18 protein-coding genes are annotated in these 20,534 nt (G+C 71.9%); 9 read left to right on the top strand and 9 right to left on the bottom strand.

The window, feature by feature from the left end; translation table 11 throughout:
• Window positions 1-111 precede the first annotated feature (111 nt).
• Complete coding sequence (locus O3438_RS19865) at window positions 112-1,569, top strand: alpha/beta hydrolase (RefSeq protein WP_269681355.1); 1,458 nt, start codon at window positions 112-114, stop codon at window positions 1,567-1,569.
• 47 nt (window positions 1,570-1,616) lie between these two features.
• On the opposite strand, the gene O3438_RS19860 is transcribed toward O3438_RS19865, so the two are convergent.
• Entirely contained in the window at window positions 1,617-2,258 is a 642-nt protein-coding gene (locus O3438_RS19860) for an SAM-dependent methyltransferase (protein WP_269681354.1), read from the bottom strand.
• 84 nt (window positions 2,259-2,342) lie between these two features.
• Here O3438_RS19860 and O3438_RS19855 point away from each other — a divergent pair, with 84 nt between their 5' ends.
• Window positions 2,343-2,927, top strand: a complete 585-nt coding sequence (locus tag O3438_RS19855) for a helix-turn-helix domain-containing protein (RefSeq protein WP_269681353.1) — start codon at window positions 2,343-2,345, stop codon at window positions 2,925-2,927.
• On the opposite strand, the gene O3438_RS19850 is transcribed toward O3438_RS19855, so the two are convergent.
• The 7 genes from O3438_RS19850 to O3438_RS19820 form a co-directional block, all read right to left on the bottom strand.
• Window positions 2,924-4,183 (bottom strand): RNA polymerase sigma factor, encoded by a 1,260-nt coding sequence (locus tag O3438_RS19850; protein ID WP_269681352.1) that lies wholly within the window; start codon window positions 4,181-4,183, stop codon window positions 2,924-2,926. The two genes, O3438_RS19855 and O3438_RS19850, sit on opposite strands and share 4 nt — an antisense overlap.
• A complete protein-coding gene (locus tag O3438_RS19845) occupies window positions 4,180-4,536 on the bottom strand; it encodes a YciI family protein (RefSeq protein ID WP_269683694.1) in 357 nt (118 codons plus the stop codon). The genes O3438_RS19850 and O3438_RS19845 overlap by 4 nt, the downstream gene beginning before the upstream one ends.
• A 165-nt stretch (window positions 4,537-4,701) precedes the next feature.
• Window positions 4,702-5,973 carry a DUF2786 domain-containing protein gene (locus O3438_RS19840; RefSeq protein WP_269681351.1) on the bottom strand — a complete coding sequence of 424 codons (1,272 nt, stop codon included), beginning with the start codon at window positions 5,971-5,973 and terminating at the stop codon, window positions 4,702-4,704.
• 309 nt (window positions 5,974-6,282) lie between these two features.
• On the bottom strand, window positions 6,283-7,422 hold the full coding sequence (locus O3438_RS19835) for a CaiB/BaiF CoA transferase family protein (RefSeq protein ID WP_269681350.1): 1,140 nt from the start codon (window positions 7,420-7,422) through the stop codon (window positions 6,283-6,285).
• Window positions 7,422-9,575, bottom strand: coding sequence for a 3-hydroxyacyl-CoA dehydrogenase NAD-binding domain-containing protein (locus tag O3438_RS19830; RefSeq protein WP_269681349.1), 2,154 nt, complete (start codon window positions 9,573-9,575; stop codon window positions 7,422-7,424). The genes O3438_RS19835 and O3438_RS19830 overlap by 1 nt, the downstream gene beginning before the upstream one ends.
• Before the next feature lie 14 nt (window positions 9,576-9,589).
• The gene (locus tag O3438_RS19825) at window positions 9,590-10,804 is read right to left on the bottom strand and encodes an acetyl-CoA C-acetyltransferase (protein WP_269681348.1); all 1,215 of its coding nucleotides are present in this window, start codon (window positions 10,802-10,804) and stop codon (window positions 9,590-9,592) included.
• On the bottom strand, window positions 10,794-11,960 hold the full coding sequence (locus tag O3438_RS19820) for an acyl-CoA dehydrogenase family protein (RefSeq protein ID WP_269681347.1): 1,167 nt from the start codon (window positions 11,958-11,960) through the stop codon (window positions 10,794-10,796). Before O3438_RS19820 ends, O3438_RS19825 begins: the two co-directional genes overlap by 11 nt.
• 232 nt (window positions 11,961-12,192) lie before the next feature.
• Here O3438_RS19820 and O3438_RS19815 point away from each other — a divergent pair, with 232 nt between their 5' ends.
• Together O3438_RS19815 and O3438_RS19810 are read left to right on the top strand one after the other, a co-directional pair.
• Window positions 12,193-12,495, top strand: coding sequence for a hypothetical protein (locus O3438_RS19815; RefSeq protein ID WP_269681346.1), 303 nt, complete (start codon window positions 12,193-12,195; stop codon window positions 12,493-12,495).
• Window positions 12,496-12,633: 138 nt separating this feature from the next.
• Window positions 12,634-13,278: a TetR/AcrR family transcriptional regulator gene (locus O3438_RS19810; RefSeq protein ID WP_269681345.1), complete on the top strand. Its 645-nt coding sequence runs from the start codon at window positions 12,634-12,636 to the stop codon at window positions 13,276-13,278.
• Window positions 13,279-13,287: 9 nt separating this feature from the next.
• Here the strand turns inward: O3438_RS19810 and O3438_RS19805 are convergent, their stop codons facing one another.
• Window positions 13,288-14,166, bottom strand: a complete 879-nt coding sequence (locus O3438_RS19805) for a zf-HC2 domain-containing protein (protein WP_269681344.1) — start codon at window positions 14,164-14,166, stop codon at window positions 13,288-13,290.
• Window positions 14,167-14,238: 72 nt separating this feature from the next.
• Between O3438_RS19805 and O3438_RS19800 the strand changes: the two genes are divergently transcribed.
• The 5 genes from O3438_RS19800 to O3438_RS19780 all read left to right on the top strand — a co-directional run bounded on the left by O3438_RS19800 (window position 14,239) and on the right by O3438_RS19780 (window position 20,532).
• Window positions 14,239-15,279, top strand: coding sequence for a TRM11 family SAM-dependent methyltransferase (locus O3438_RS19800; protein WP_269681343.1), 1,041 nt, complete (start codon window positions 14,239-14,241; stop codon window positions 15,277-15,279).
• A 432-nt stretch (window positions 15,280-15,711) separates the two neighbouring features.
• Window positions 15,712-15,801, top strand: a complete 90-nt coding sequence (gene kdpF / locus O3438_RS19795) for a K(+)-transporting ATPase subunit F (RefSeq protein ID WP_036390805.1) — start codon at window positions 15,712-15,714, stop codon at window positions 15,799-15,801.
• Entirely contained in the window at window positions 15,801-17,456 is a 1,656-nt protein-coding gene (gene kdpA, locus O3438_RS19790) for a potassium-transporting ATPase subunit KdpA (protein ID WP_269681342.1), read from the top strand. Before kdpF ends, kdpA begins: the two co-directional genes overlap by 1 nt.
• 20 nt (window positions 17,457-17,476) lie before the next feature.
• On the top strand, window positions 17,477-19,651 hold the full coding sequence (gene kdpB, locus O3438_RS19785) for a potassium-transporting ATPase subunit KdpB (RefSeq protein ID WP_269681341.1): 2,175 nt from the start codon (window positions 17,477-17,479) through the stop codon (window positions 19,649-19,651).
• The gene (locus tag O3438_RS19780; RefSeq protein ID WP_269681340.1) at window positions 19,651-20,532 is read left to right on the top strand and encodes a potassium-transporting ATPase subunit C; all 882 of its coding nucleotides are present in this window, start codon (window positions 19,651-19,653) and stop codon (window positions 20,530-20,532) included. Before kdpB ends, O3438_RS19780 begins: the two co-directional genes overlap by 1 nt.
• The last annotated feature ends 2 nt before the right edge of the window (window positions 20,533-20,534 follow it).

Below are 20,534 nucleotides of genomic sequence, written 5' to 3'. Positions count from 1 at the left end.
GCAGGCCCCGGGCCGCCGAGCGGCTACTCGACGACCCGGGTGGAAGAGCGTCACCCCGCCCAGTGGGCGGGTTTCACCGGCAACGCTCCTACCCGGAGAGGACAGCACCTCATGCTGCGCGTACGCAAATCCGCAGTCGCCTGGGCGGTCGCCCTGGCCCTCACTGCCACCGGCCTGACCCCGGCCAGCCCCGCCGCCGCCCGACCACAACCCGCCCCGACGATCGACTGGCGGCCCTGCGCCAAGGACGCCACCGCCGAGTGCGGCACAGTGGCGCTGCCGGTCGACTGGAACCGACCACGGGGTGAGCGCTTCGAGCTGGAGTTGGCCCGTCGGACCGCCGACCCGGCCGCCCGGGAAGGGGTGCTGTTCTTCGGCCCCGGCGGGCCGGGCGACAGCGGCGTCGACCGGGTGGTGGACGGCAGCTCCCGGTTCAGCGCCGACCTGCGCCGTCGGTTCGACATCGTCAGCTTCGACCCGCGCGGCACCGGACGCAGCCATCCGGTGACCTGTTCCCGTGACCTGCTCGGCCGGCAACCACAGGTGATCGCCGACCAAGCCCAGTTCGACGCCACGGTGACCAACAACGAGTTGCTGCGCGCCGACTGTCGGGCCCGCACCGGGGCGCTCTACGACCACGTGGACACCACAAGCGCCGCCCGTGACCTGGACGCGGTGCGTGCCGCGCTCGGCGAGCGCCAGCTCACCTTCCACGGCAGCTCGTACGGCACCCTGCTCGGGCAGCGGTACGCCGAGCTGTTCCCCGGGCGGGTCCGGGCCATGGTGCTGGAGGCCGCCATGGACCACAGCCTCGACACCCGCGCCTTCCTGGACACCCAGGCCGTCACCGCCGAGGACGCGTTCGACGAGTTCCTCGCCTGGTGTGCCCGCTCCGCCGACTGCGTGCTGCACGGTCACGACGTGCGGGCGCTCTGGGCCGGGCTGCACTCCCGGGCGGAACGGGGCACCCTGACCGACCCGGACCGGGGCGGCGCGGCGCTCGCCCCGTTCGAGCTGAGTCGCCTCGCCCACAAGCAGCTCTACGACACGTGGCGGTGGCCGGGGCTCGCCGAGTGGTTCGTCCGGCTGGACGGCCCGGCCCCTGCGCGCGTCAACACGCTGGCGGACGAGGCCGTGGCTCCGTACCCCTTCGCTGTCTTCTGCCAGGACTGGAGCCTGCCGGTCCGCGACTACCGCGAGTACGCGGGACTTGTGCGCCGCAGCGGGCAGCTCGCTCCCGACCTGCGTTACCCGCCCGCGCTCTTTGCCCTGGTCACCTGCCTGGGCGCCCCGACGCCGGTCGCCAACCCGCAGCACCGGTTGCGGGTCCGCACCGACGTGCCGCTGCTGATCGCCGCCACGGTGCACGACCCGGCGAGCGGGTACGGCTGGGCTCGTAACGTGACCCGGCAGCTGGGCCGGCACGGCGTGCTGCTCACCTACCAGGGGTGGGGGCATGGCAGCTACACCACCAGCCCGTGCGTCGAGCAGATCGTCGACGACTACCTGATCGACCTCGTGGTGCCGGCCCGGGATGTCGGCTGCCCGGCCGTCGAGCCCGAAGTCTGAGCGCCCTGCCGTCGGCCGTCGGGGATTCCGGGCGGCCGGCGGTGTGGTCAGCTGCGCCGGGTGGCGCGTACGACGACGTCGTGCAGCGTGTTCTCGTGCCCGCCGGGTCCGGTCACCGTGCGGTGGTGCTCCGCCGCGGTGGTGACCTCCCACCCGGTGTCGTCCAGGCGCGCGGTGATGTCGGTGAGCGTGACCGATGCCTCGGCGGGCGGGTGGTGATCGTGCCCGGTGGCACCCGACGCGTGCAGGTGCCCGACGACGAGGAGCGTGCCGCCCGGTGCCACCCAGGCGGCGATGCGGTCGTAGAAGGCCAGCTGCGGCATCGCGGGATGCGCGTAGTGGGTCGTGACGAGATCGAACCGGGCGCTCGGCTCCCAGACCGTCAGGTCGGCCTCCACGAACCGCACCCGGTCGGACACGCCGCTGGTCGCGGCACGGTCGGCGGCGCGGGCGAGAGCGGCGGAGGCGAGGTCGACACCGGTCACCCGCCAGCCGTGCGAGGCGAGCCAGACCGCCTCCGCGCCGGTGCCGCACCCGGCGTCCAGGGCCGTGCCCGGCGTCAGGCCGGCGGTCTCCCGGGCCAGGTAGGGGTGCGCGAGGTTGCCGGTCCCGGCGTCGGGACGCTCGTGGTGCGCCTGGTGCCAGTGCCGGTCCCAGTAGTCCTTGTCGAATTCGTGCCGCTCGGTCATGTGTCGCTCCTCCGCGTGTCGCCACCGACTGTGACCGGCGCCGGAACGATCCGCAAAGCATGTTGCCGAATGGCAAAATGAGGCATGGTCGAGAACCAGGACAGCACCCTCGACGCTGTCGGCCCCCGGTTGAAGCACCTCCGGCTCCGCCGTGACCGCACACTCCACGAGCTCGCGGCGGAGACCGGCATCTCCGCCAGCACGCTGTCCCGGCTCGAAGCCGGCCTGCGACGCCCGACGCTCGAGCAACTGCTCCCGCTCGCCCGCGTCCACGGCGTGACACTCGACGAACTCGTCGGCGCGCCGCCGACCGGCGACCCCCGGATCAACCTGCGCCCCATCGCCACCAGCGACGGGTCGACAATCCTGCCCCTGACCCGCCGGCCCGGTGGGATCCAGGCCTACAAGTTCGTCCTGCCGACCGGGTCCGACGACCGCGTACCCGACCTGCGCACCCATGAGGGCTACGACTGGGTCTTCGTGCTCAACGGCACGTTGCGACTCGTCCTCGGCGAGCACAACCTCATCCTCAAGTCCGGCGAAGCCGCCGAGTTCGACACCCGCACCCCGCACTGGTTCGGAGCCACCAGCGCCGGGCCGGTCGAGTTCCTCAGTCTGATCGGCAAGCAGGGCGAACGCGCACACGTCCGCGCCGCCCCGAAGACCTAGGGTTCGCGTCGCCCCGTCAGGCGGGCCGCCCGCAGCTCCAGGTAGCGCTGTTCGGGCAGGCTCGTGGTGCCGCGTGCCGCCGCCAGGTACGCGTCCCGCGCCGCCCCGGGTTCACCGGCCAGTTCCAGCAGGTGCGCCCGTACGGCGGCGAGCCGGTGGTGCCCGGCGGTGCGCTCGTCGGCGTCCAGCGCGGTGAGCAGGGCGAGCCCGGCCCCGGGCCCGTCCACCATGGCCACCGCCACCGCCTGGTTGAGGGTGACCATCGGGTTCGGGGCGATCCGGGCCAGCAGCCGATAGAGCGCGACGATCTGCCGCCAGTCCGTCTCCGCCGCCGTCGACGCCTCGGCGTGCACAGCGGCGATCGCCGCCTGGAGCTGGTACGGGCCCGGCGGCGACCAGGTCAACGCCTCCGTGATCAGGGCGATCCCCTCCGCGATGGCGGTGGCGTCCCACCGGGTGCGGTCCTGCTCGGCCAGTGGCACCAGCTCCCCGTCCGCACCGACCCGGGCCGCCCGGTGCGCGTCGGTGAGCAGCATGAGTGCCAGCAACCCGGCCACCTCACCGTCGTCGGGCAGCAGCCCGTGCAGGATGCGGGCCAGCCGGATGGCCTCGGCGGTCAGGTCGGCCCGGTGCAGATCCGGCCCGCTGGACGCGGTGTACCCCTCATTGAAGATCAGGTAGAGCACCCGCAGCACCGTCCGCAGCCGCTCCTCCCGCTCACCCGGCGCGGGCAGGTCGAACCGGGCACCGGCCGCCTCGATCCGCTGCTTGGCGCGGCGGATCCGCTGGCTCATCGTCGCCTCCGGCACCAGGTGCGCCCGGGCGATCTGGGCGGTGCTGAGACCCCCGACCGCGCGCAGCGTCAGCGCCACCTGCGCCGACCCGTTCAGCGCCGGGTGGCAGCAGAGGAAGAGCAGGGTCAGGGTGTCGTCGGCGTCCGGCACCGCCGGCTCCTCGTCGGCCGGGGGCGACACTCCGGCGTACGCCGGCTCCCGCAACGCCACCGCCACCTCGCGGTCCCGGCGGGCGCTCTCGCTGCGCCAGTCGTCGGTGAGGCGGCGGGTGGCGACGGTGAGCAGCCAGGCGCGGGGATTGTCCGGTACGCCCTGCCCAGGCCACTGCATCGCGGCGGCGAGCAGCGCCTCCTGGACCGCGTCCTCGCACCTGTCGAACTGGCCGTGCCGGCGCACCAGCAGGCCGAGGACCTGCGGTGCGAGCGTGCGCAGCAGGTCCTCGACCGTCCGGTCGTCGGTCACATCTCCGCTCCGGAGTCGTCCATGATCGGCCGGACCTCCATCACACCGCCGAACCGCACGTCCGGCCAGCGGGCGGCGATCTCGGCGGCCCGTTCCGGGCTGTCACAGTCGACCGCCAGGTAGCCCGCGAACTGCTCCTTGCTCTCCATGAACGGCCCGTCGACGACCTCGGCGGCGCCGTTGACGAGCCGGACCGTCCGGGTCTGCGACGGATTGGCCAGCGCCTGACCGCCCACCAGCTCACCCGTCTCGGTCAGCTCCTTCATGATCTCGTCGACCTCGCCGAACAAGGCGGTGCGGTCCTGCTCGGTCAGCTCCTCGGTGAAGCCGGGCCGGTTCCAGATCAGCAGCATGTACTTCACGGCGGTGCTCCTCAGGCCTCGGTCGCACCCCGGTCGGGGCGCGGCTCACCGGAGGGTCGGAGTCGTCGCCCCGTTCCCTACGGCTCAGCGAAGAAAATCGCAGAAATTCCTGCCGGTGGTGCTCCCACGCCGGTCGGGCCAGCGGCGATGGTGCGGTCAGCGCCGCCCGGGTGGGCGCCTGTCGGGTCCGCCGGGCACCTGCCGGGGCTTCCGCCCGCCGCCGACGTCCAACGACGCCCGGTCGGCGGCCGACGTGCCGGAGGACCAACCCTCGGCGTCCCGGACGCTGAGTCGATGCCGGGTGACACCGGGGAAGAGCGTGTCCAGCCGCTCCCGGACCGCCTCACCGCGCGCGGCGAGCACCGGCAACAACCGCTCCGCCCCGGCCGTCTCGGTCGCCGCCCGGTCCGCCGCGTCGGTCGCCGCCTCGGTGGCCGTACGCAGCCGCTCGCCGATCCGCAGCGCGAACGCGTTGAGGAAGGACTCGTCCCACACCTTCGTCCGCCGCCCCGACCCCGAGCGCCGCTCGGCGCGCCCCCGCAGCATCGCGGCCGTCGCCTGCACCAGCAACGAGGTGTAGAGCAGTTCCACCGCCACCAGATCCGCCGGCCAACCCAGCACTGTGGTGAAGCCGAGATCGTCGGACCAGACCGCCTCGCACCGGTTCGCCGCCGCCACCTCCTGCACCAGCAACGCCTTCGCGCCCGCGTACGGGGTGTCGGTGCTCAGGCGTACCCCACCGGGCTGGTCGCCGCGCTCCGCTCCGGCGGCCAGCAGCGCCTCGTCGATGCTGTGCCGGGCGATCAGCTCCTGCGCCTTGGCGGTCAACGCCTCGGCCTCGGCCGGGAAGGTCGTCGACTCGGCCTTGGCCAGCAACGCCCGTACCCGGTCGAGCATCGGTGACCCGCTGCGGGCCGCTCCCGCCGGTCGGGCGGTCACCGCGCCGGTCGTGCCCGGCGGCGGGCGCAGCACCGCGATCGGCGGCAGGCTCTCCACCAGCGCGAGAGTGTCCACGGCGGTCCGGAGCGCGTCGGCCCGGTCCAGGCCCTCCGCAATCGTCCAGGACGCCAGCACGTCGTCGTCGCGGACGTCGGTGGTCAGCGCGCGTAGCTGGTCGTCCCACCAGGCGGGGACCGGTTCGGCCTGCGTACGCCGTTGGGCGGCCATGGCCGCGCGGACCAGCAGTGCCGCCCGGCTGCCGAGCCGCCGGTTGGCGATCCGGTCCACGTCGGCCGGCTGCCAGCCGCGCGGCCACAGTCGGCTCAGACCGCGGACCAGGCGGGCCAGCAACGCCGCGTCCACCGCCGTGGCGCCGTCCGCCGCGCCGGTGCCGACCATCAGCTGGTCCAGCTGCCGTTCGGCCTGCCGTACGTCGGTGCCGCGCACCGCCGCGAGCGCGTTGGCGACGAGTTCGTCAGCGTCCGGCACGGGCACCTCCTTCACTGGCTCTGACCTCCGCTGCCCCTCCAGGCTCCATGATCATGCCCCGCTGGGTGCCGGAGCCGCGAAACGGGCATCTGCCCGGACGGTGTGACCGGGTTCCCCGACGTGGCGGTATCCGCCCTGATGATCGCCCCACTTCGCCGATCTCGTGTTGACCTTGCCCGGTGGGCCCGGGCGCGGAGACGGTGCCGCGCATGACTGGGACAGCGCCGCCCGGCCCCGGCCCGCCGCCCAACGCGGTTGATCAAGAGGTTTGCGTCACCAGAGGACGATTCCTTGACGCAAACCTCTTGATCAACTTGAGGGTGGGTGGCGCTGGGGCCAGCCGGTGAGGATGTCCTCTACCTGTTGGGTGTCTCGTTCTGGGTCGGGGGCTGGGGTCGGGCGCGTTGTCGGCGTTCGGTCGAAGCGCGGCGCCGGTGCCGGTTGGATCTCGCCACCCACCTCCACGAACGTGTCCCGCGCGGCGTTGTGCGGGTGCCGGTGGGCCTCACCGGGAGCGAGCACCGGCGCGACGCAGGCGTCCAGGTCGGCGAAGACAGCCGTCCACTCCTCCCGGGTGCGCTCGGCGAACCGCTCGGTGAACCGTCGCCGCAGTTCGTCCCAGCCGCTCGGGTCGTACTGCGCGGGCAGGTCCGGGTCGTCGGCGAGGTCGAGGCCGGCGAGGAGTACGGCGTAGAAGGCCGGTTCCATCGCGCCGACGGCCATGAATCCACCGTCCGAGGTGGCGTACGTGTCGTAGAAGGGCGCCCCGCCGTCGAACATGTTGCGCCCGCGCGGTGCGGCCCATAGACCGGTGCCGAGCAGCCCGTGCAGGAACGAGGTGAGCAGGGCCGAGCCGTCCACCATGGCGGCGTCGACGACCTGGCCGGCGCCGGAGCGTTCCCGTTCGAGCAGCGCGGCCAGCACGCCGACGGCGAGCAGCATGCCGCCCCCGCCGAAGTCGCCGAGCAGGTTCATCGGGGCGTACGGGCGCTCGCCCGCGCGTCCCAGCGGCTCCAACGCCCCGGCGACGGCGATGTAGTCGATGTCGTGCCCGGCTCGGGCGGCCAGCGGGCCGTCCTGACCCCAGCCGGTCATCCGCGCGTACACCAGTCGGGGGTTGCGGGTCCGGCACACCTCCGGGCCGAAGCCGAGCCGCTCGGCCACCCCCGGCCGGTACGCCTCGACCAGCACGTCCGCCCGGTCGGTGAGCCGCAACAGGTCGACCACGCCGTCCGGGGTCTTCAGGTCTAGCGTGGTGACCCGCCGACCGCGCTGCAACGGGCCGCCGGTCGGAGCGGCCAGCCGGCCCGCTCCCGGTGCGCCCGGCCGGTCCACCCGCACCACGTCCGCGCCCAGGTCGGCGAGCACCATGCACCCGAACGGGGCCGGGGCGAGGCTGGCGAGTTCGACCACCCGTACCCCGGCCAGCGGCCCTCCGCGCGCTGCCATCACGCGACGCCAGCCGGTTCGGCGGGTCGGGCGGCGAGCCGGTCGACCAGGTCGGCGGGCGGTGTGAACCGGTCGCCGTAGCGGTCGGCCAACTCGGCGGCGCGGGCCGCGAACCCGGCCGGGCCGTCCGCGTACTGCCGGACGTAGCGGATCACCCCTCCCGTCCACGCGGGGAAGCCGATGCCGAAGATCGAGCCGATGTTGGCGTCCGTCTCGGTCCGCAGCACGCCCTCGTCGAGGCAGCGCAGCGCGTCGAGTGCCTCGGCGAACAGCATCCGTTCCTGGAGGTCGGTGAACGGCACCGCCCTTCCCGGGTCGGTGGTCAGGTCCGCGAGGCCGGGCCACAACCGGCCCCGGGCGCCGCCGTCGTACGAGTAGAAGCCGCGCCCGGCGGCACGGCCCGGCCGGTCGTACGCGTCGACCAGTTCGTCCACGAGCCGGTGCGCCGGCAGCGGCAGGAACTCCTCGCTGGCGGCCTCGAACTGACGGCGGATCCGTTGGATCAGGGTGAGGCTCACCTCGTCGGCCAGCGCGAGCGGCCCGGTCGGGTAGCCGGCCTGCAACGCGGCCTGCTCCACCGACGCGGCGGGGACGCCCTCGGCGACCATGCCGATCGCCTCGTCCATGAGCTGGCCGATGACCCGGCTGGTGAAGAAGCCCCGGCCGTCGTTGACCACGATCGGGGTCTTTCCGATCCGCCGACCCAGGTCGAACGCGCGGGCCAGCGCGTTGTCGCCGGTGCGCTCACCGACCACGATCTCCAGCAGTGGCATCCGGTCCACCGGCGAGAAGAAGTGCATGCCGATGAAGTCGACCGGCCGGTCCACCCCCTCGGCCAGCCCGGTGATCGGCAGGGTGGACGTGTTGGAGGCGATCAGCGCGCCGGGTGCCAACACCGGCAGCACCTCGGCGAAGACGGCCTTCTTCAGCGTCGGGTCCTCGAAGACCGCCTCGATGACCGCGTCGCAGCCGGCGAGGGCGTCCACCTGGTCGGTGGTGGTGATCCGGTCCAGCACCGCGCGGGCTTCCGCCTCCGTGGCCCGACCCTTGCGTACCCGGCGTGCCAGCAACCGTTCGGCGTGCTCCCGGGCCCGCCCGGCGGCCTCCGCCGTGACGTCCCTGACCACCACGTCGATACCGGCGCTGGCACAGGAGTACGCGATGCCCGCGCCCATCATGCCCGCGCCGAGCACCGCCACCCGCCGCACCGCTGCGACGTCCACCGACGGTCGGGCCGCACCGCCGTTGACGGCCCTCAGGTCGAAGAAGAACGCCCCGATCATGTTCTTGGCGACCTGCCCGGTGAGCAGACCGATCAGGTGCCGGGTCTCCACGGTGAGCGCGGTGTCCACGTCGACCTGCGCGCCTTCGACGGCGGTGGCCAGGATCGCCTCCGGTGCGGGCAGCCGGGCACCCTTGAGCTGTTTGCGCAGTGTCGCCGGGAAGGCGGGCAACTGGGCGGCCAGTGAGCGGCTGGCGGGGGTGCCGCCGGGCATCCGGTAGTCCGGCCGGTCCCACGGCTGCTTCGGGTGGGGGTTGGCGGCGATCCAGGCACGGGCCCGGTCCAGCATCTCCGCCTCGGTGGCGACCACCTCGTCCACGATCCCGGCGGCCAGGGCGTCGGCCGGACGCATCCGGCGGCCGGTGAGCAGCACAGTGGTCAGCGCGCCGGCCAGGCCGAGCATCCGTACCGTCCGGGTCACCCCGCCGGCCCCGGGCAGCAGACCCAGGGTCACCTCGGGCAACCCGAGCCGACTGTCGGGCACGTCCAGCGCGATCCGGTGGTGGCAGGCGAGCGTGATCTCCAGACCGCCGCCGAGCGCGGAGCCGTTGACCGCCGCGACCACGGGTCGACCCAGCGTCTCCAACCGCCGTAGGTCCCGTTTGATGGTGCCGAGCAGGTCGGCCAGCGCTGGTGCGTCAGCCCGGGTGGCCCTGATCATCTCCGGCAGGTCGCCGCCGGCGAAGAACGTCGACTTCGCGCTGGTCACGATGACCCCGACGAGATCGGGTTCGGCCTCCAGCCGGTCGAGGGCGGCACTCATCGACGCGGCGTACGCCCTGTTCATGGTGTTCGCGGACTGGGTCGGATCGTCCAGGGTGAGCGTGACGATGCCGTCGGCGCCGCGGTCGTACCGGATGGTGTCGGTCATTGTCGTCCTCCGGGTCAGCAGCGCTCGAGAACGGTGGCGACGCCCATGCCGCCGCCTATGCAGAGGGTCACCACGGCGCGGCGCAGGTCACGGCGCTCCAACTCGTCCAACGCGGTGCCGAGCAGCATGGCTCCGGTCGCGCCGAGCGGGTGGCCGAGAGCGATAGCGCCGCCGTTGACGTTCACCCGGTCCGGGTCGAGCCCCAGGTCACGGACGTACTTCAGCACCACTGCCGCGAACGCCTCGTTGATCTCGAACAGGTCGATGTCGTCGACTGTCAGCCCGGCGGCGGCGAGTGCCTTGTGGGTGGCCGGGATCGGGCCGGTCAACATCAGCGTCGGATCCGCCCCGGTGACCGCCGCGCCGACGATCCGGGCACGTGGGGTGAGGCCGAGGTCGCGGCCGACCTGCTCGGAGCCGATCAGCACCAGCGCCGCACCGTCCACGATGCCCGACGAGTTGCCGGCGTGGTGGACGTGCTCGATCGCCTCCAGCCAGTGGAACTTCTGCAACGCCACAGCGTCGAAGCCGGCCGCCTCGCCGATCGTGGCGAAGGACGGGGTGAGCCGGGCGAGGGCTTCCCGGGTCGTCTCCGGGCGCGGATGCTCGTCAACGCTGAGGATGTCCAACCCGTTGCCGTCGCGGACCGGCACCACCGAACGCGCGAAGTGCCCGCCGGCCCACGCCTTGGCGGCCCGTTCCTGCGACCGCACCGCGTAACCGTCCACGTCGTCGCGGGTGAAACCCTCAAGCGTCGCGATCAGGTCGGCGCTGACGCCCTGCGGCACGAACGACGTGGCCAGCGCGGTCTGCGGGTCGGTCGCCCAGGCCGCGCCGTCGGAGCCCATCGGCACCCTGGACATCGACTCCACCCCGCCGGCCAGCAGCAGGTGCTCCCAGCCCGAGCGGATCCGCGCGGCGGCGGAGTTGACCGCCTCCAACCCGGAGGCGCAGAACCGGTTGAGCTGCACCCCGCCCACCTCGTCGGGCAATCCCGCCAGCAGCGCGGCGGCCCGCGCCAGGTCGCCGCCCTGCTCGCCGACCGGGGTGACGATGCCGAGGAGGAGATCCTCCAACCGGCCCACGTCCAGGCCGGGGTTGCGCTCGCGCAACGCGTCGATCAGGCCGACCACCAGCGAGATCGGCTTGACCCCGTGCAGCGCGCCGGTGTCCCGGCCGCGTCCGCGCGGGGTGCGAACCGCGTCATAGACGTACGCCTCAGAGGGCACGGGCGATCAGCTCCTTCATGATCTCGTTGGTGCCGCCGTAGATCTTCTGCACCCGGGCGTCGGCGTACATCCGGGCGATCGGATATTCGGTCGTGTAGCCGTAGCCACCGAAAATCTGCAGGCACCTGTCGATGACCTCGCACTGCCCGTCGGTGAGCCACGACTTCGCCATCGCGGCGGTGGCCACGTCCAGGTCGCCGCGACTGTGCCGGACGATGCAGTCGTCCAGGAAGACCCGGCTGACCCGGGTACGGGTGGCGCACTCCGCGAGCACCATCCGGGTGTTCTGGTGGCCCATCAGCGGCTTGCCGAAGGCGGTGCGTTCCTTGGCGTACGCGACGGTCAGCGCTACCGCCCGTTCCATCGCCGCGACCGCGCCGACACCGATGACCAGCCGTTCCTGCGGGAGTTGCTGCATGAGCTGGATGAAGCCCAACCCCTCCACACCCCCGAGCAGGTTGGCCGCCGGCACCCGGAACCCGTCGAAGAACAGCTCCGCGGTGTCGTTCGCGTGCAGCCCGATCTTGGACAGCAGTCGCCCCCGGCGGAACCCCTCCGGATCGCCGCTCACCTCGCAGACGAGCAGCGAGACACCGGCCGCCCGCTGCTCGGGGTCGGTCTTCACCGCCACGATGATCAGATCGGCCAGGCCGCCGTTGGTGATGAACGTCTTCGCGCCGGTGACCAGGTAGTCGTCACCGTCCCGGACCGCCCGGGTTCGCATCGCCTGAAGATCGGAGCCGCCGTCCGGCTCGGTCATCGCGATCGCGCCGACCAGTTCACCGCTGCACAGGCCGGGCAGCCAGCGTCGCTTCTGCTCCTCGCTGCCGTACGCCGCCAGGTAACCGGTGACGATTCCACTGTGCACGGCCAGCCCGAGGCTGCTCTCCCCGGTGTGCGCCTGCTCGTGCAGCATCACGGCCTCGTGGGTGAACCCGCCGCCCCCGCCGCCGTACTCCTCCGGGACGGACAGGCCGAGCAACCCCAGCTCACCGGCGCGCCGGTAGTGCTCGCGGTCCGGGTGGCCCTGCGCCAGCAGGCGCTCGGCGTGCGGCAGCACCTCCTTGGTGAAGAAGGTGCGGGCCAGGTCGGCGAGGTCGTCGTGCTCCGGCTGCCGCCAGGGCGAGGGTGGACCGTCGAGTGGGGGCGTCGGCATGAGCACCACCCTCGCGCCCTGTTGGCAGCATGTCAATAAGCCGCGGGGTGGCCGCCCGGCGTGCCGCCCGCCCTCGGCCCACCGAGGCTGCCCGCCTTGATCGACTCCGTTTCCTTGAAGCCGGGCCAAACGCCCGACCTGGATGCCCCGTCTTCAGCAAAGTCGAGTCGATCAAGGTGTGAGAGGCGGTGTGGGCGCGGCCGAAGTGGGCCTGAGCGGCGAGAATCGTGTCATGAGAACCACGCCTCCGGCCCTGCTCGACGGCGCCCGGGTCACGATGTTCGCCAACCTGGCACCGGGCCAGTTGCCGACGGGGGCGACACGCCACTCCGTCAACGAATTCGCAGAGCTGGTCGTCCACCTGGCGGTAGCCCGCTACGACGAGGCCGAGGCGGACTGCTACCTCTTCTACTGCACCGGAGACTGGGCAGTTTTGACGGACACCTGTCACCCAACGGAGGCGGAGGCCGTCGCTCAGGCGGAGTTCGAGTTCGGCGCTGTCGCCTTCGTGCGGGTGCCGCCAGCCGGCACTTAGTCACCGCCGGCGGGCCATGATCAGGTGATGAAAAGTAGGTCCGGAGCGGCTTCCACAGCTCTTTCTCATCACATGATCAAGGTGCGGTGGCGACTGACACCGAGGGCGGCGCGGTGAGCTGCCGATAGGGTCGGGCAGATGAGTGTCGAGACGGCTCCCCGTCGCCGCCGGTTGGAGCCGGACGCCCGGCGCGGCCAGATCCTGGCCTGTGCGGTCCGGTTGTTCGGCGAGCGGCCGTACGCGGACGTCTCGACAACCGACGTCGCCCGCGAGGCGGGTGTCGCCCGGGGCCTGGTCAACCACTACTTCGGCACGAAGAAGGACCTCTACCTGGAGGTCGTCCGGGTCATGGTGACCATTCCGGAGGTGGCAGTGGAGCGGCTGCCCAAGGGGGACCTGCGGACCCGGGTCGACGCCAGTGTCACCTGGTTCCTCGACGTGGTGTCCCGGCACAGCACGTCCTGGTTGGCGGCGGTCACCGCGCGGGGGATGGGCGGGGACGCCGACGTGGAGCGGGTGCTGGCCGAGGCCGAGGAGGTCGCCGCGGACCGCATGCTCGTCGCCGTCGGGCTGGCCGGCCAGGCCGCGCACCACGAGGAACTTCGCGGCATGGTCAGGGCGTACTGCGGCTTGGCCACGTCGACCGCCCGGGAATGGCTTCAGCGCGGCGCGCTGACCCGCGACCAGGTACACCTCCTGCTGACCACCACCCTGCTGACCATCGTCGAACAGGTCGTCCCGCAGGTCATCGCCAGCGACGGACCGGCCCGCCCGCGGGCCTGAGTGGGCCGGTCAGGCCGCGCGCCGCTCGTCGGCCCGCCCGGCACGAGCCGCCCCACCGACCCGCCCGCGACGAGCCGCCGGAGTGGTCGCACCGACGTGCGCCGCCGGGGCGGCTGGCCCGAACCGCGCTGCCGGGGCGGCGAAACGGTCGGCGGCCTGGGCCGGGTACGACTCGGGGCGTACCACCCGCAGCGGACGCTCCACCTCGTCGGTGCCGAACCGCCAGCGTGACGGCGTCGGCTGCCGCTGCGGCGCGGGCCCACCGGGGCGCAGGCCGGGCCGGGACAGCAGCACGGTGATCAGGTAGCCGACCACCAGGAAGCCGTGGCTGACCAGTCGTTCCCCGCCCACCGAGCCGGTGGCCAGGTCGTTGACCGAGAGCAGCAGCAGCGTGCCGACGAACGCGCTGAGCATCGGCAGGAGCCCGGCCGGCGGGGTGCGGCGTACCGCCACGAAGAGGAAGCCGGCACCGACCGCCACGTTCCAGGCGGCCGACTCGTGCCACAGGTGCTGGCCGGTGGGGTGTAGGTGGTCGGCGGTCGCGCCCCGGCCCACCTGGGCCAGGCCGAGCACCAACTGCACCGCGCCGAGCAGGCCGAGCGCCGCACGTAGCCCGGCGACCAGGGGGCCACGCCCACCCAGGCGCCGCCACCACGACCGCCGGGGCGGCGGGGCCGCCGCGGTGGCGGCCAGGATCGCTGCGGTCCGGTCGGGTACGTCGGTGACCAAACGGGTACGAATCCGACGTGTCACCGCAGCCGCCGCCGTGAACCAGGCCCGGCAATCGGCACACCCGTCAAGGTGCCCCTGCGCCGCCGCCCGTTCGGCGGCGGTCTCCTCCCCGTCCAACTGCGCGGACAGGACCTCCCGCCACTGCTCACACCCCATGTACCGGTAGTCGCTCCGACAGCCGCTCCGGTTCCCGGCGACCGTCACCCGTTGTGGAATACTCGCCGGACCATGACGCGCTACGGCCTGCTGATCCTGCCCGCAACCAATCGGGTGTACGCCCGCTCCGCCGTCGACCTCACCCGAGCCGAGCTGGAGATCTTCGGCCGCTCGGCGCTCGACGGTCGGATCGGCGACCTGGACACCGAGGTGGTCGGTGGGGCGTCCTACGTGACGTTCACCGGCGACGGGTTGACCGAGCGTGACCTGGCCGTCCTGGGCAATCTCTCCGCCGGGTACGCGCTGTTCGAGATCGTCGGCGAGTTGCTGCGTCCGATCGAGTGGAGCCGGCTGGACCGCTACGACGACGACCTGCTCACCATCCAGAAGTACCCGGGCAAGACCAACGAGCAGTTCACCAAGCTGCTACTCAACGTCACGCTGCTCGCCTCGGACTGGGCCACCGAGATGACCAGCCGGCGGTTCCGGGTGCTCGACCCGCTCTGCGGCCGGGGCACCACGCTCAACCAGGCGCTGATGTACGGCTTCGACGCCGCCGGGATCGAGCGCGATCAGAAGGACGTCGAGGCGTACCGGGCGTTCGTCACCACCTGGCTGAAGCAGAAGCGGCTCAAGCACCGGGTGCTGGAGTCGGGGCCGGTGCGCCGGGAGCGCAAGGTGGTCGGCCGACGCGTGCGGATCGAGCTTGCGCCGACCCGCGAGGAGCACAAGGCCGGCCAGACGCAGTTGTTGGACGTGGTGAACGCCGACACCGCCCGGTCGGCGGAGTTCTTCCGCCCGGAGACCGTGGACCTGGTCGTGGCCGACGCGCCGTACGGCGTACAGCACGGCAGTCGTACCGCCGATCACGGTTTGTCGCGTGACCCGCTGGCGCTGCTCGCGGACGCCGCGCCGGTCTGGGCGCGGTTGCTGCGGCCTGGCGGCGCGCTCGGCATCTCCTGGAACACCCACGTCGCGAGCCGCGACGACGCCGCGGCGGCGCTGGCCGACGCGGGCCTGACAGTGGTCGACGACGAGCCCTACCGCGCGCTGCGGCACCGGGTGGACCAGTCGATCATGCGAGACGTGCTGGTGGCCCGCCGCCCGGTCTGACCCGGCCTCGCACCTCCGCTCCGCCACCTCCATGCGCGGACCCCGTCCGGGTCGCGCATGCCTCTCGCGTGCCCTTTGCTCTGCACCCGCGGAGGCGACGCTCACGGTCTGTAGCTGGTGCCTCCGCGGGTGCAGAGCAAAGGGTGGACAACCAGTCCTGACCGCTCGGGCCGTCGGGGTTCTGTGCCCCATTTCACCTGTTCACGGTGCCTGTGTGAAAACCACGTCAAGAAAAGGTTCGCCGCCGTCATGGTCGCGTTATGACCCCTGCCGTACGGCGGGTGACGGGGCTTTGATTGCCCGGCGCGACCGGAAGGCGGTCGCGACGAACCTTTCCGGCTGAGGAGTCAGCGTGTCTGACGTGGTGTTCGTGGTCCTGACGGTGGCGCTGTTCGCGGCGCTCGCCCTGGTGGTCCGGGCGGTGGAGAAGCTGTGAACGCGGTCAACGCCGTCGGTCTGGTGCTCGCGATCGTCCTGGGCGCGTTCCTGGTGTTCGCCCTGCTGTTCCCGGAGCGCTTCTGATGACCATGACAACAGCGGGCGTCATCTTCGTGCTGGCGCTGGTGGCGGCCCTCGTCGCCGTCTACAAGCCGTTCGGCGACTACATGTTCCGGGCGGTCTCCGGCACGAAGCAGTCGCGGGTCGAGCGGGGCATCTACCGACTCGTCGGGGTCAACCCGGCCGCCGAGCAGACCTGGGGTGTGTACGCCCGCAGCGTGCTGGCGTTCTCGGCCGTCTCGATCCTGTTCCTGTACCTGTTCCAGCGGGTGCAGAACCACCTGTGGCTGTCCCTGGGCTTCGACCCGGTGGTGCCGCACGGCGCGTGGAACACGGCAGTGTCGTTCGTGACCAACACCAACTGGCAGTCCTACTCGGGTGAGTCGACGATGGGCCACCTGGTGCAGATGGCCGGCCTGGCCGTGCAGAACTTCGTGTCGGCGGCGGTCGGCATCGCGGTGGCTGTCGCGTTGGTGCGCGGCTTCGCCCGTAGCCGCACCGGGCAGCTCGGCAACTTCTGGGTGGACCTGACCCGGGTCACGCTGCGGATCCTGCTGCCCATCGCGGTGCTCGGCGCCATCGCGTTGATGATCGGCGGGGCGGTGCAGAACCTCTCCGGCGGCACCGACGTGACCACGCTGACCGGCGGCACCCAGACCATCACCGGTGGTCCGGTCGCCAGCCAGGAAGTGATCAAGGAACTGGGCACCAACGGTGGCGGCTTCTACAACGTCAACAGTGCCCACCCGTTCGAGAACCCGACCGCCTGGACGAACTGGCTGGAGATCTTCCTGATCTTCCTCATCCCGTTCAGCCTGCCCCGGGTCTTCGGCCGGATGGTCGGGCAGAACCGGCAGGGCTACGCCATCGCCGCGGTGATGGGCATCCTCGCGTTCGCCAGCGTCGCCATCACCAACATCTTCGAGCTGACCGGTCACGGCACTGTGCCGCAGGCGGTCGGCGCGGCGCTGGAGGGCAAGGAGGTGCGGTTCGACGTGTCGAACTCGGCCACCTTCGCCGCCGCCACCACGCTGACCTCGACCGGCGCGGTGAACTCGTTCCACGACTCGTTCACCTCCCTCGGCGGCATGATGACGATGATCAACATGATGCTCGGCGAGGTAGCGCCGGGCGGTACCGGCTCCGGTCTCTACGGCCTGCTCATCCTGGCGGTGATCACGGTCTTCGTGGCCGGCCTGATGGTGGGCCGCACCCCCGAGTACCTGGGCAAGAAGATCGGGTCGCGGGAGATCAAGTTCGCCTCGCTGTACTTCCTGATCACGCCGATCCTGGTGCTGGTCGGTACGGCCGCCGCGTTCGCCACCGGCAACAACTCGACAGCGCTCAACGTCGGCCCGCACGGCCTCTCCGAGGTGCTGTACGCGTTCACCTCGGCCAGCAACAACAACGGCTCCGCGTTCGGCGGCATCACCGTCAACACCACCTGGTGGGACACCGCGCTCGGGTTGTGCATGCTGCTGGGCCGTTTCCTGCCGCTCATCTTCGTGCTCGCGTTGGCCGGCTCACTGGCCCGCCAGGCACCCACCCCCGCGTCCGAGGGCACCCTGCCGACCCACCGACCCCTGTTCATCGGGATGGTCGTCGGCGTCACCGTCGTCCTCGTCGCGCTGACCTTCCTGCCCGCGCTCGCGCTCGGCCCGCTGGCAGAGGGGCTCTGACCATCATGAGGAACGAGGACATGTCCGTGACATCCGGGCAGCTCGCCACCGGCGCCAACCGGATCGGCGGGGGTCTGCTCGACCCGAAGCAGCTCATCCGGTCCCTGCCGGACGCGGTGCGCAAGCTCAACCCGAGCACCCTGTGGCGTAACCCGGTGATGCTGATCGTGGAGGTCGGCGCGGCCTTCACCACCGTCCTTGCGGTGACCGACCCGTCGGTGTTCGCCTGGGCGATCACCATCTGGCTCTGGCTCACTGTCGTCTTCGCGAACCTGGCCGAGGCGGTCGCCGAGGGCCGGGGCAAGGCCCAGGCCGCGTCCCTGCGGCAGGCGAAGAAGGACACCATCGCCACCCGGCTGATCGACTGGAGGCCCGGCGCGCGCGCCAACACCTACCGCGACGAGGCGGTGCCCGCGCCGGACCTGCGTCAGGGCGACATCGTGCTCGTCGAGGCGGGCGGCATCATCCCCGGCGACGGGGACATCGTCGAGGGCATCGCCAGCGTCGACGAGTCGGCCATCACCGGCGAGTCGGCTCCGGTCATCCGCGAGTCCGGCGGCGACCGCAGCGCTGTCACCGGCGGCACCAAGGTGCTCTCCGACCAGATCATCGTGAAGATCACCCAGAGGCCGGGTGAGAGCTTCATCGACCGGATGATCGCCCTGGTCGAGGGTGCCAACCGGCAGAAGACGCCGAACGAGATCGCGCTGAACATCCTGCTCGCCGCGCTCACGATCATCTTCCTGTTGGCCGTGGTCACCCTCCAACCCCTGGCGATCTTCTCCAAGGCGTACCAGGCGGCAGCGCCGGACAGCGGGGCGATCACCGGTTCGGGTGTGACCGGCGTCGTGCTGGTCTCGCTGCTGGTCTGCCTGATTCCCACCACCATCGGCGCGTTGCTCTCCGCCATCGGCATCGCCGGCATGGACCGCCTCGTCCAGCGCAACGTCCTGGCCATGAGCGGCCGGGCCGTCGAGGCGGCCGGCGACGTCAACACCCTGCTGCTGGACAAGACCGGCACCATCACCCTGGGCAACCGGCAGGCCGCCGAGTTCGTACCGGTCGACGGGGTCGACGCCGCGACGGTGGCCGACGCCGCGCAGCTGTCCAGTCTGGCCGACGAGACCCCGGAGGGGCGCTCGGTGGTCGTCCTGGCGAAGAACGAGTTCGGGTTGCGCGAGCGCGAGCCCGGCGTCATGCCGCACGCCACGTTCGTGCCGTTCACCGCGCAGACCCGGATGAGCGGCGTCGACCTGACCCCGGACGGCAGCGTGGACGGCGGCACGGTGGGCACGGCCCGCCGGGTCCGCAAGGGCGCCGCCGCCGCGGTGATGAAGTGGGTACGCGAAAACGGCGGTCACCCGACCGAGCAGGTCGGCGAGATCGTGGACGCGATCAGCGGCACCGGCGGCACCCCGCTCGTCGTCGCCGAGCACGTCGACGGTCAACCCGCCCGTGCCCTGGGCGTCATCCACCTCAAGGACGTCGTCAAGTCCGGCATGCGCGAGCGGTTCGACGAGATGCGCCGGATGGGCATCCGCACCGTGATGATCACCGGCGACAACCCGCGTACCGCGAAGGCCATCGCCGACGAGGCCGGGGTGGACGACTTCCTGGCCGAGGCGACGCCGGAGGACAAGCTCGCGCTGATCAAGCGGGAGCAGGAGGGCGGCCGGCTGGTCGCGATGACCGGTGACGGCACCAACGACGCCCCGGCGCTCGCCCAGGCCGACGTCGGCGTGGCCATGAACACCGGCACGTCGGCCGCCAAGGAGGCCGGCAACATGGTCGACCTCGACTCCGACCCGACCAAGCTGATCGAGATCGTGGAGATCGGCAAGCAGTTGCTGATCACCAGGGGTGCGCTGACGACGTTCAGCATCTCCAACGACATCGCGAAGTACTTCGCGATCATCCCGGCCATGTTCGCCGGCCTCTACCCGAGCCTGGACGCGCTGAACATCATGCGGCTGGCCAGCCCGGAGTCGGCGATCCTGTCCGCCGTCATCTTCAACGCCCTGGTGATCATCGCGCTGATCCCGCTCGCCCTGCGCGGTGTGCGGTACCGGCCGGCCGCCGCGTCGAAGCTGCTCAGCCGCAACCTGCTGGTGTACGGACTGGGCGGCATCATCGTGCCGTTCATCGGGATCAAGCTCATCGACCTGCTCATCCAGTTCATCCCGGGGATTTCGTGATGCGCCTACCCACCTGGATCGCCCAACACCTCGCCGCCCTGCGCGCCGTACTCGTCTTCACTGTGCTGCTCGGCCTGGTCTACCCGCTGGCCCTGGTAGCGCTCGGCCAACTGCCCGGCCTCCACCACAAGGCCGACGGCTCGCTGATCACCGTGGGCGGCACCACCGTCGGCAGCGCGCTGATCGGCCAGTCCTTCACCGACGCGGACGGCAACCCGGTCGCCCGCTACTTCCAGTCCCGCCCCTCCGCCGCCGGCGACGGCTACGACCCGACCTCCACCTCGGCCAGCAATCTGGGCCCGGAGAGCGTGGTCGACACCATCGCCACCGACCCGGAGGAGTCCAGCGAAAGCCTGCTCACCCAGGTGTGCGGGCGCAGCAAGGCCGTCGGCGAGCTGAACGGCGTCGACGGGCGACGCCCCTACTGCACCGACGGCGGGGTGGGCGCCGTGCTCGCGGTCTTCCGCGCCGACGGTCTCACCGGCCCGGTCACCCGGGTGGTCAGCGTCAACCAGACGGCCCCGGCGACGCCGTTCGTCAGCTCCTACCAGGGGGTCAGTGTGGAGTTGGCCCAGCCCGGCGAGGACTACGTGGCGGCCGGTGGGGTGGTCACAGCGATCCGGGGCGACGCGCCGGCCGACCCGGCGGTGCCCGCCGACGCGGTCACCGCCAGCGCCAGCGGCCTCGACCCGCAGATCAGCCCGGCGTACGCCGAGTTGCAGGTGAACCGGGTCGCGCGGGAGCGCGGCGCGGACCCGGCGGCGGTCCGCAAGCTGGTGCGGGAGCACACCGACGGGCGGGCGCTCGGATTCATGGGTGAGCCCGGCGTCAACGTGCTGGAACTCAACCTGGCCCTCGACAAGCAGTTCGCCGCGCGCTGAGC

This window comes from Micromonospora sp. WMMC250 (assembly GCF_027460215.1).
Taxonomy (GTDB): Bacteria; Actinomycetota; Actinomycetes; order Mycobacteriales; family Micromonosporaceae; genus Micromonospora; species Micromonospora taraxaci.
Note: the sequence above shows the minus strand (reverse complement) of the source record. Positions and strands in the feature narration are given on the sequence as shown.

Coding starts and splice junctions, on each gene's coding strand:
- O3438_RS19865 (WP_269681355.1), top strand. CDS start 112: ATGCTGCGCGTACGCAAATCCGCAGTCGCCTGGGCGGTCGCCCTGGCC.
- O3438_RS19860 (WP_269681354.1), bottom strand. CDS start 2,258: ATGACCGAGCGGCACGAATTCGACAAGGACTACTGGGACCGGCACTGG.
- O3438_RS19855 (WP_269681353.1), top strand. CDS start 2,343: ATGGTCGAGAACCAGGACAGCACCCTCGACGCTGTCGGCCCCCGGTTG.
- O3438_RS19845 (WP_269683694.1), bottom strand. CDS start 4,536: ATGCTGCTGATCTGGAACCGGCCCGGCTTCACCGAGGAGCTGACCGAG.
- O3438_RS19835 (WP_269681350.1), bottom strand. CDS start 7,422: ATGGCAGCGCGCGGAGGGCCGCTGGCCGGGGTACGGGTGGTCGAACTC.
- O3438_RS19830 (WP_269681349.1), bottom strand. CDS start 9,575: ATGACCGACACCATCCGGTACGACCGCGGCGCCGACGGCATCGTCACG.
- O3438_RS19820 (WP_269681347.1), bottom strand. CDS start 11,960: ATGCCGACGCCCCCACTCGACGGTCCACCCTCGCCCTGGCGGCAGCCG.
- O3438_RS19815 (WP_269681346.1), top strand. CDS start 12,193: ATGAGAACCACGCCTCCGGCCCTGCTCGACGGCGCCCGGGTCACGATG.
- O3438_RS19810 (WP_269681345.1), top strand. CDS start 12,634: ATGAGTGTCGAGACGGCTCCCCGTCGCCGCCGGTTGGAGCCGGACGCC.
- O3438_RS19805 (WP_269681344.1), bottom strand. CDS start 14,166: ATGGGGTGTGAGCAGTGGCGGGAGGTCCTGTCCGCGCAGTTGGACGGG.
- O3438_RS19800 (WP_269681343.1), top strand. CDS start 14,239: ATGACGCGCTACGGCCTGCTGATCCTGCCCGCAACCAATCGGGTGTAC.
- kdpA (WP_269681342.1), top strand. CDS start 15,801: ATGACCATGACAACAGCGGGCGTCATCTTCGTGCTGGCGCTGGTGGCG.
- kdpB (WP_269681341.1), top strand. CDS start 17,477: ATGTCCGTGACATCCGGGCAGCTCGCCACCGGCGCCAACCGGATCGGC.
- O3438_RS19780 (WP_269681340.1), top strand. CDS start 19,651: ATGCGCCTACCCACCTGGATCGCCCAACACCTCGCCGCCCTGCGCGCC.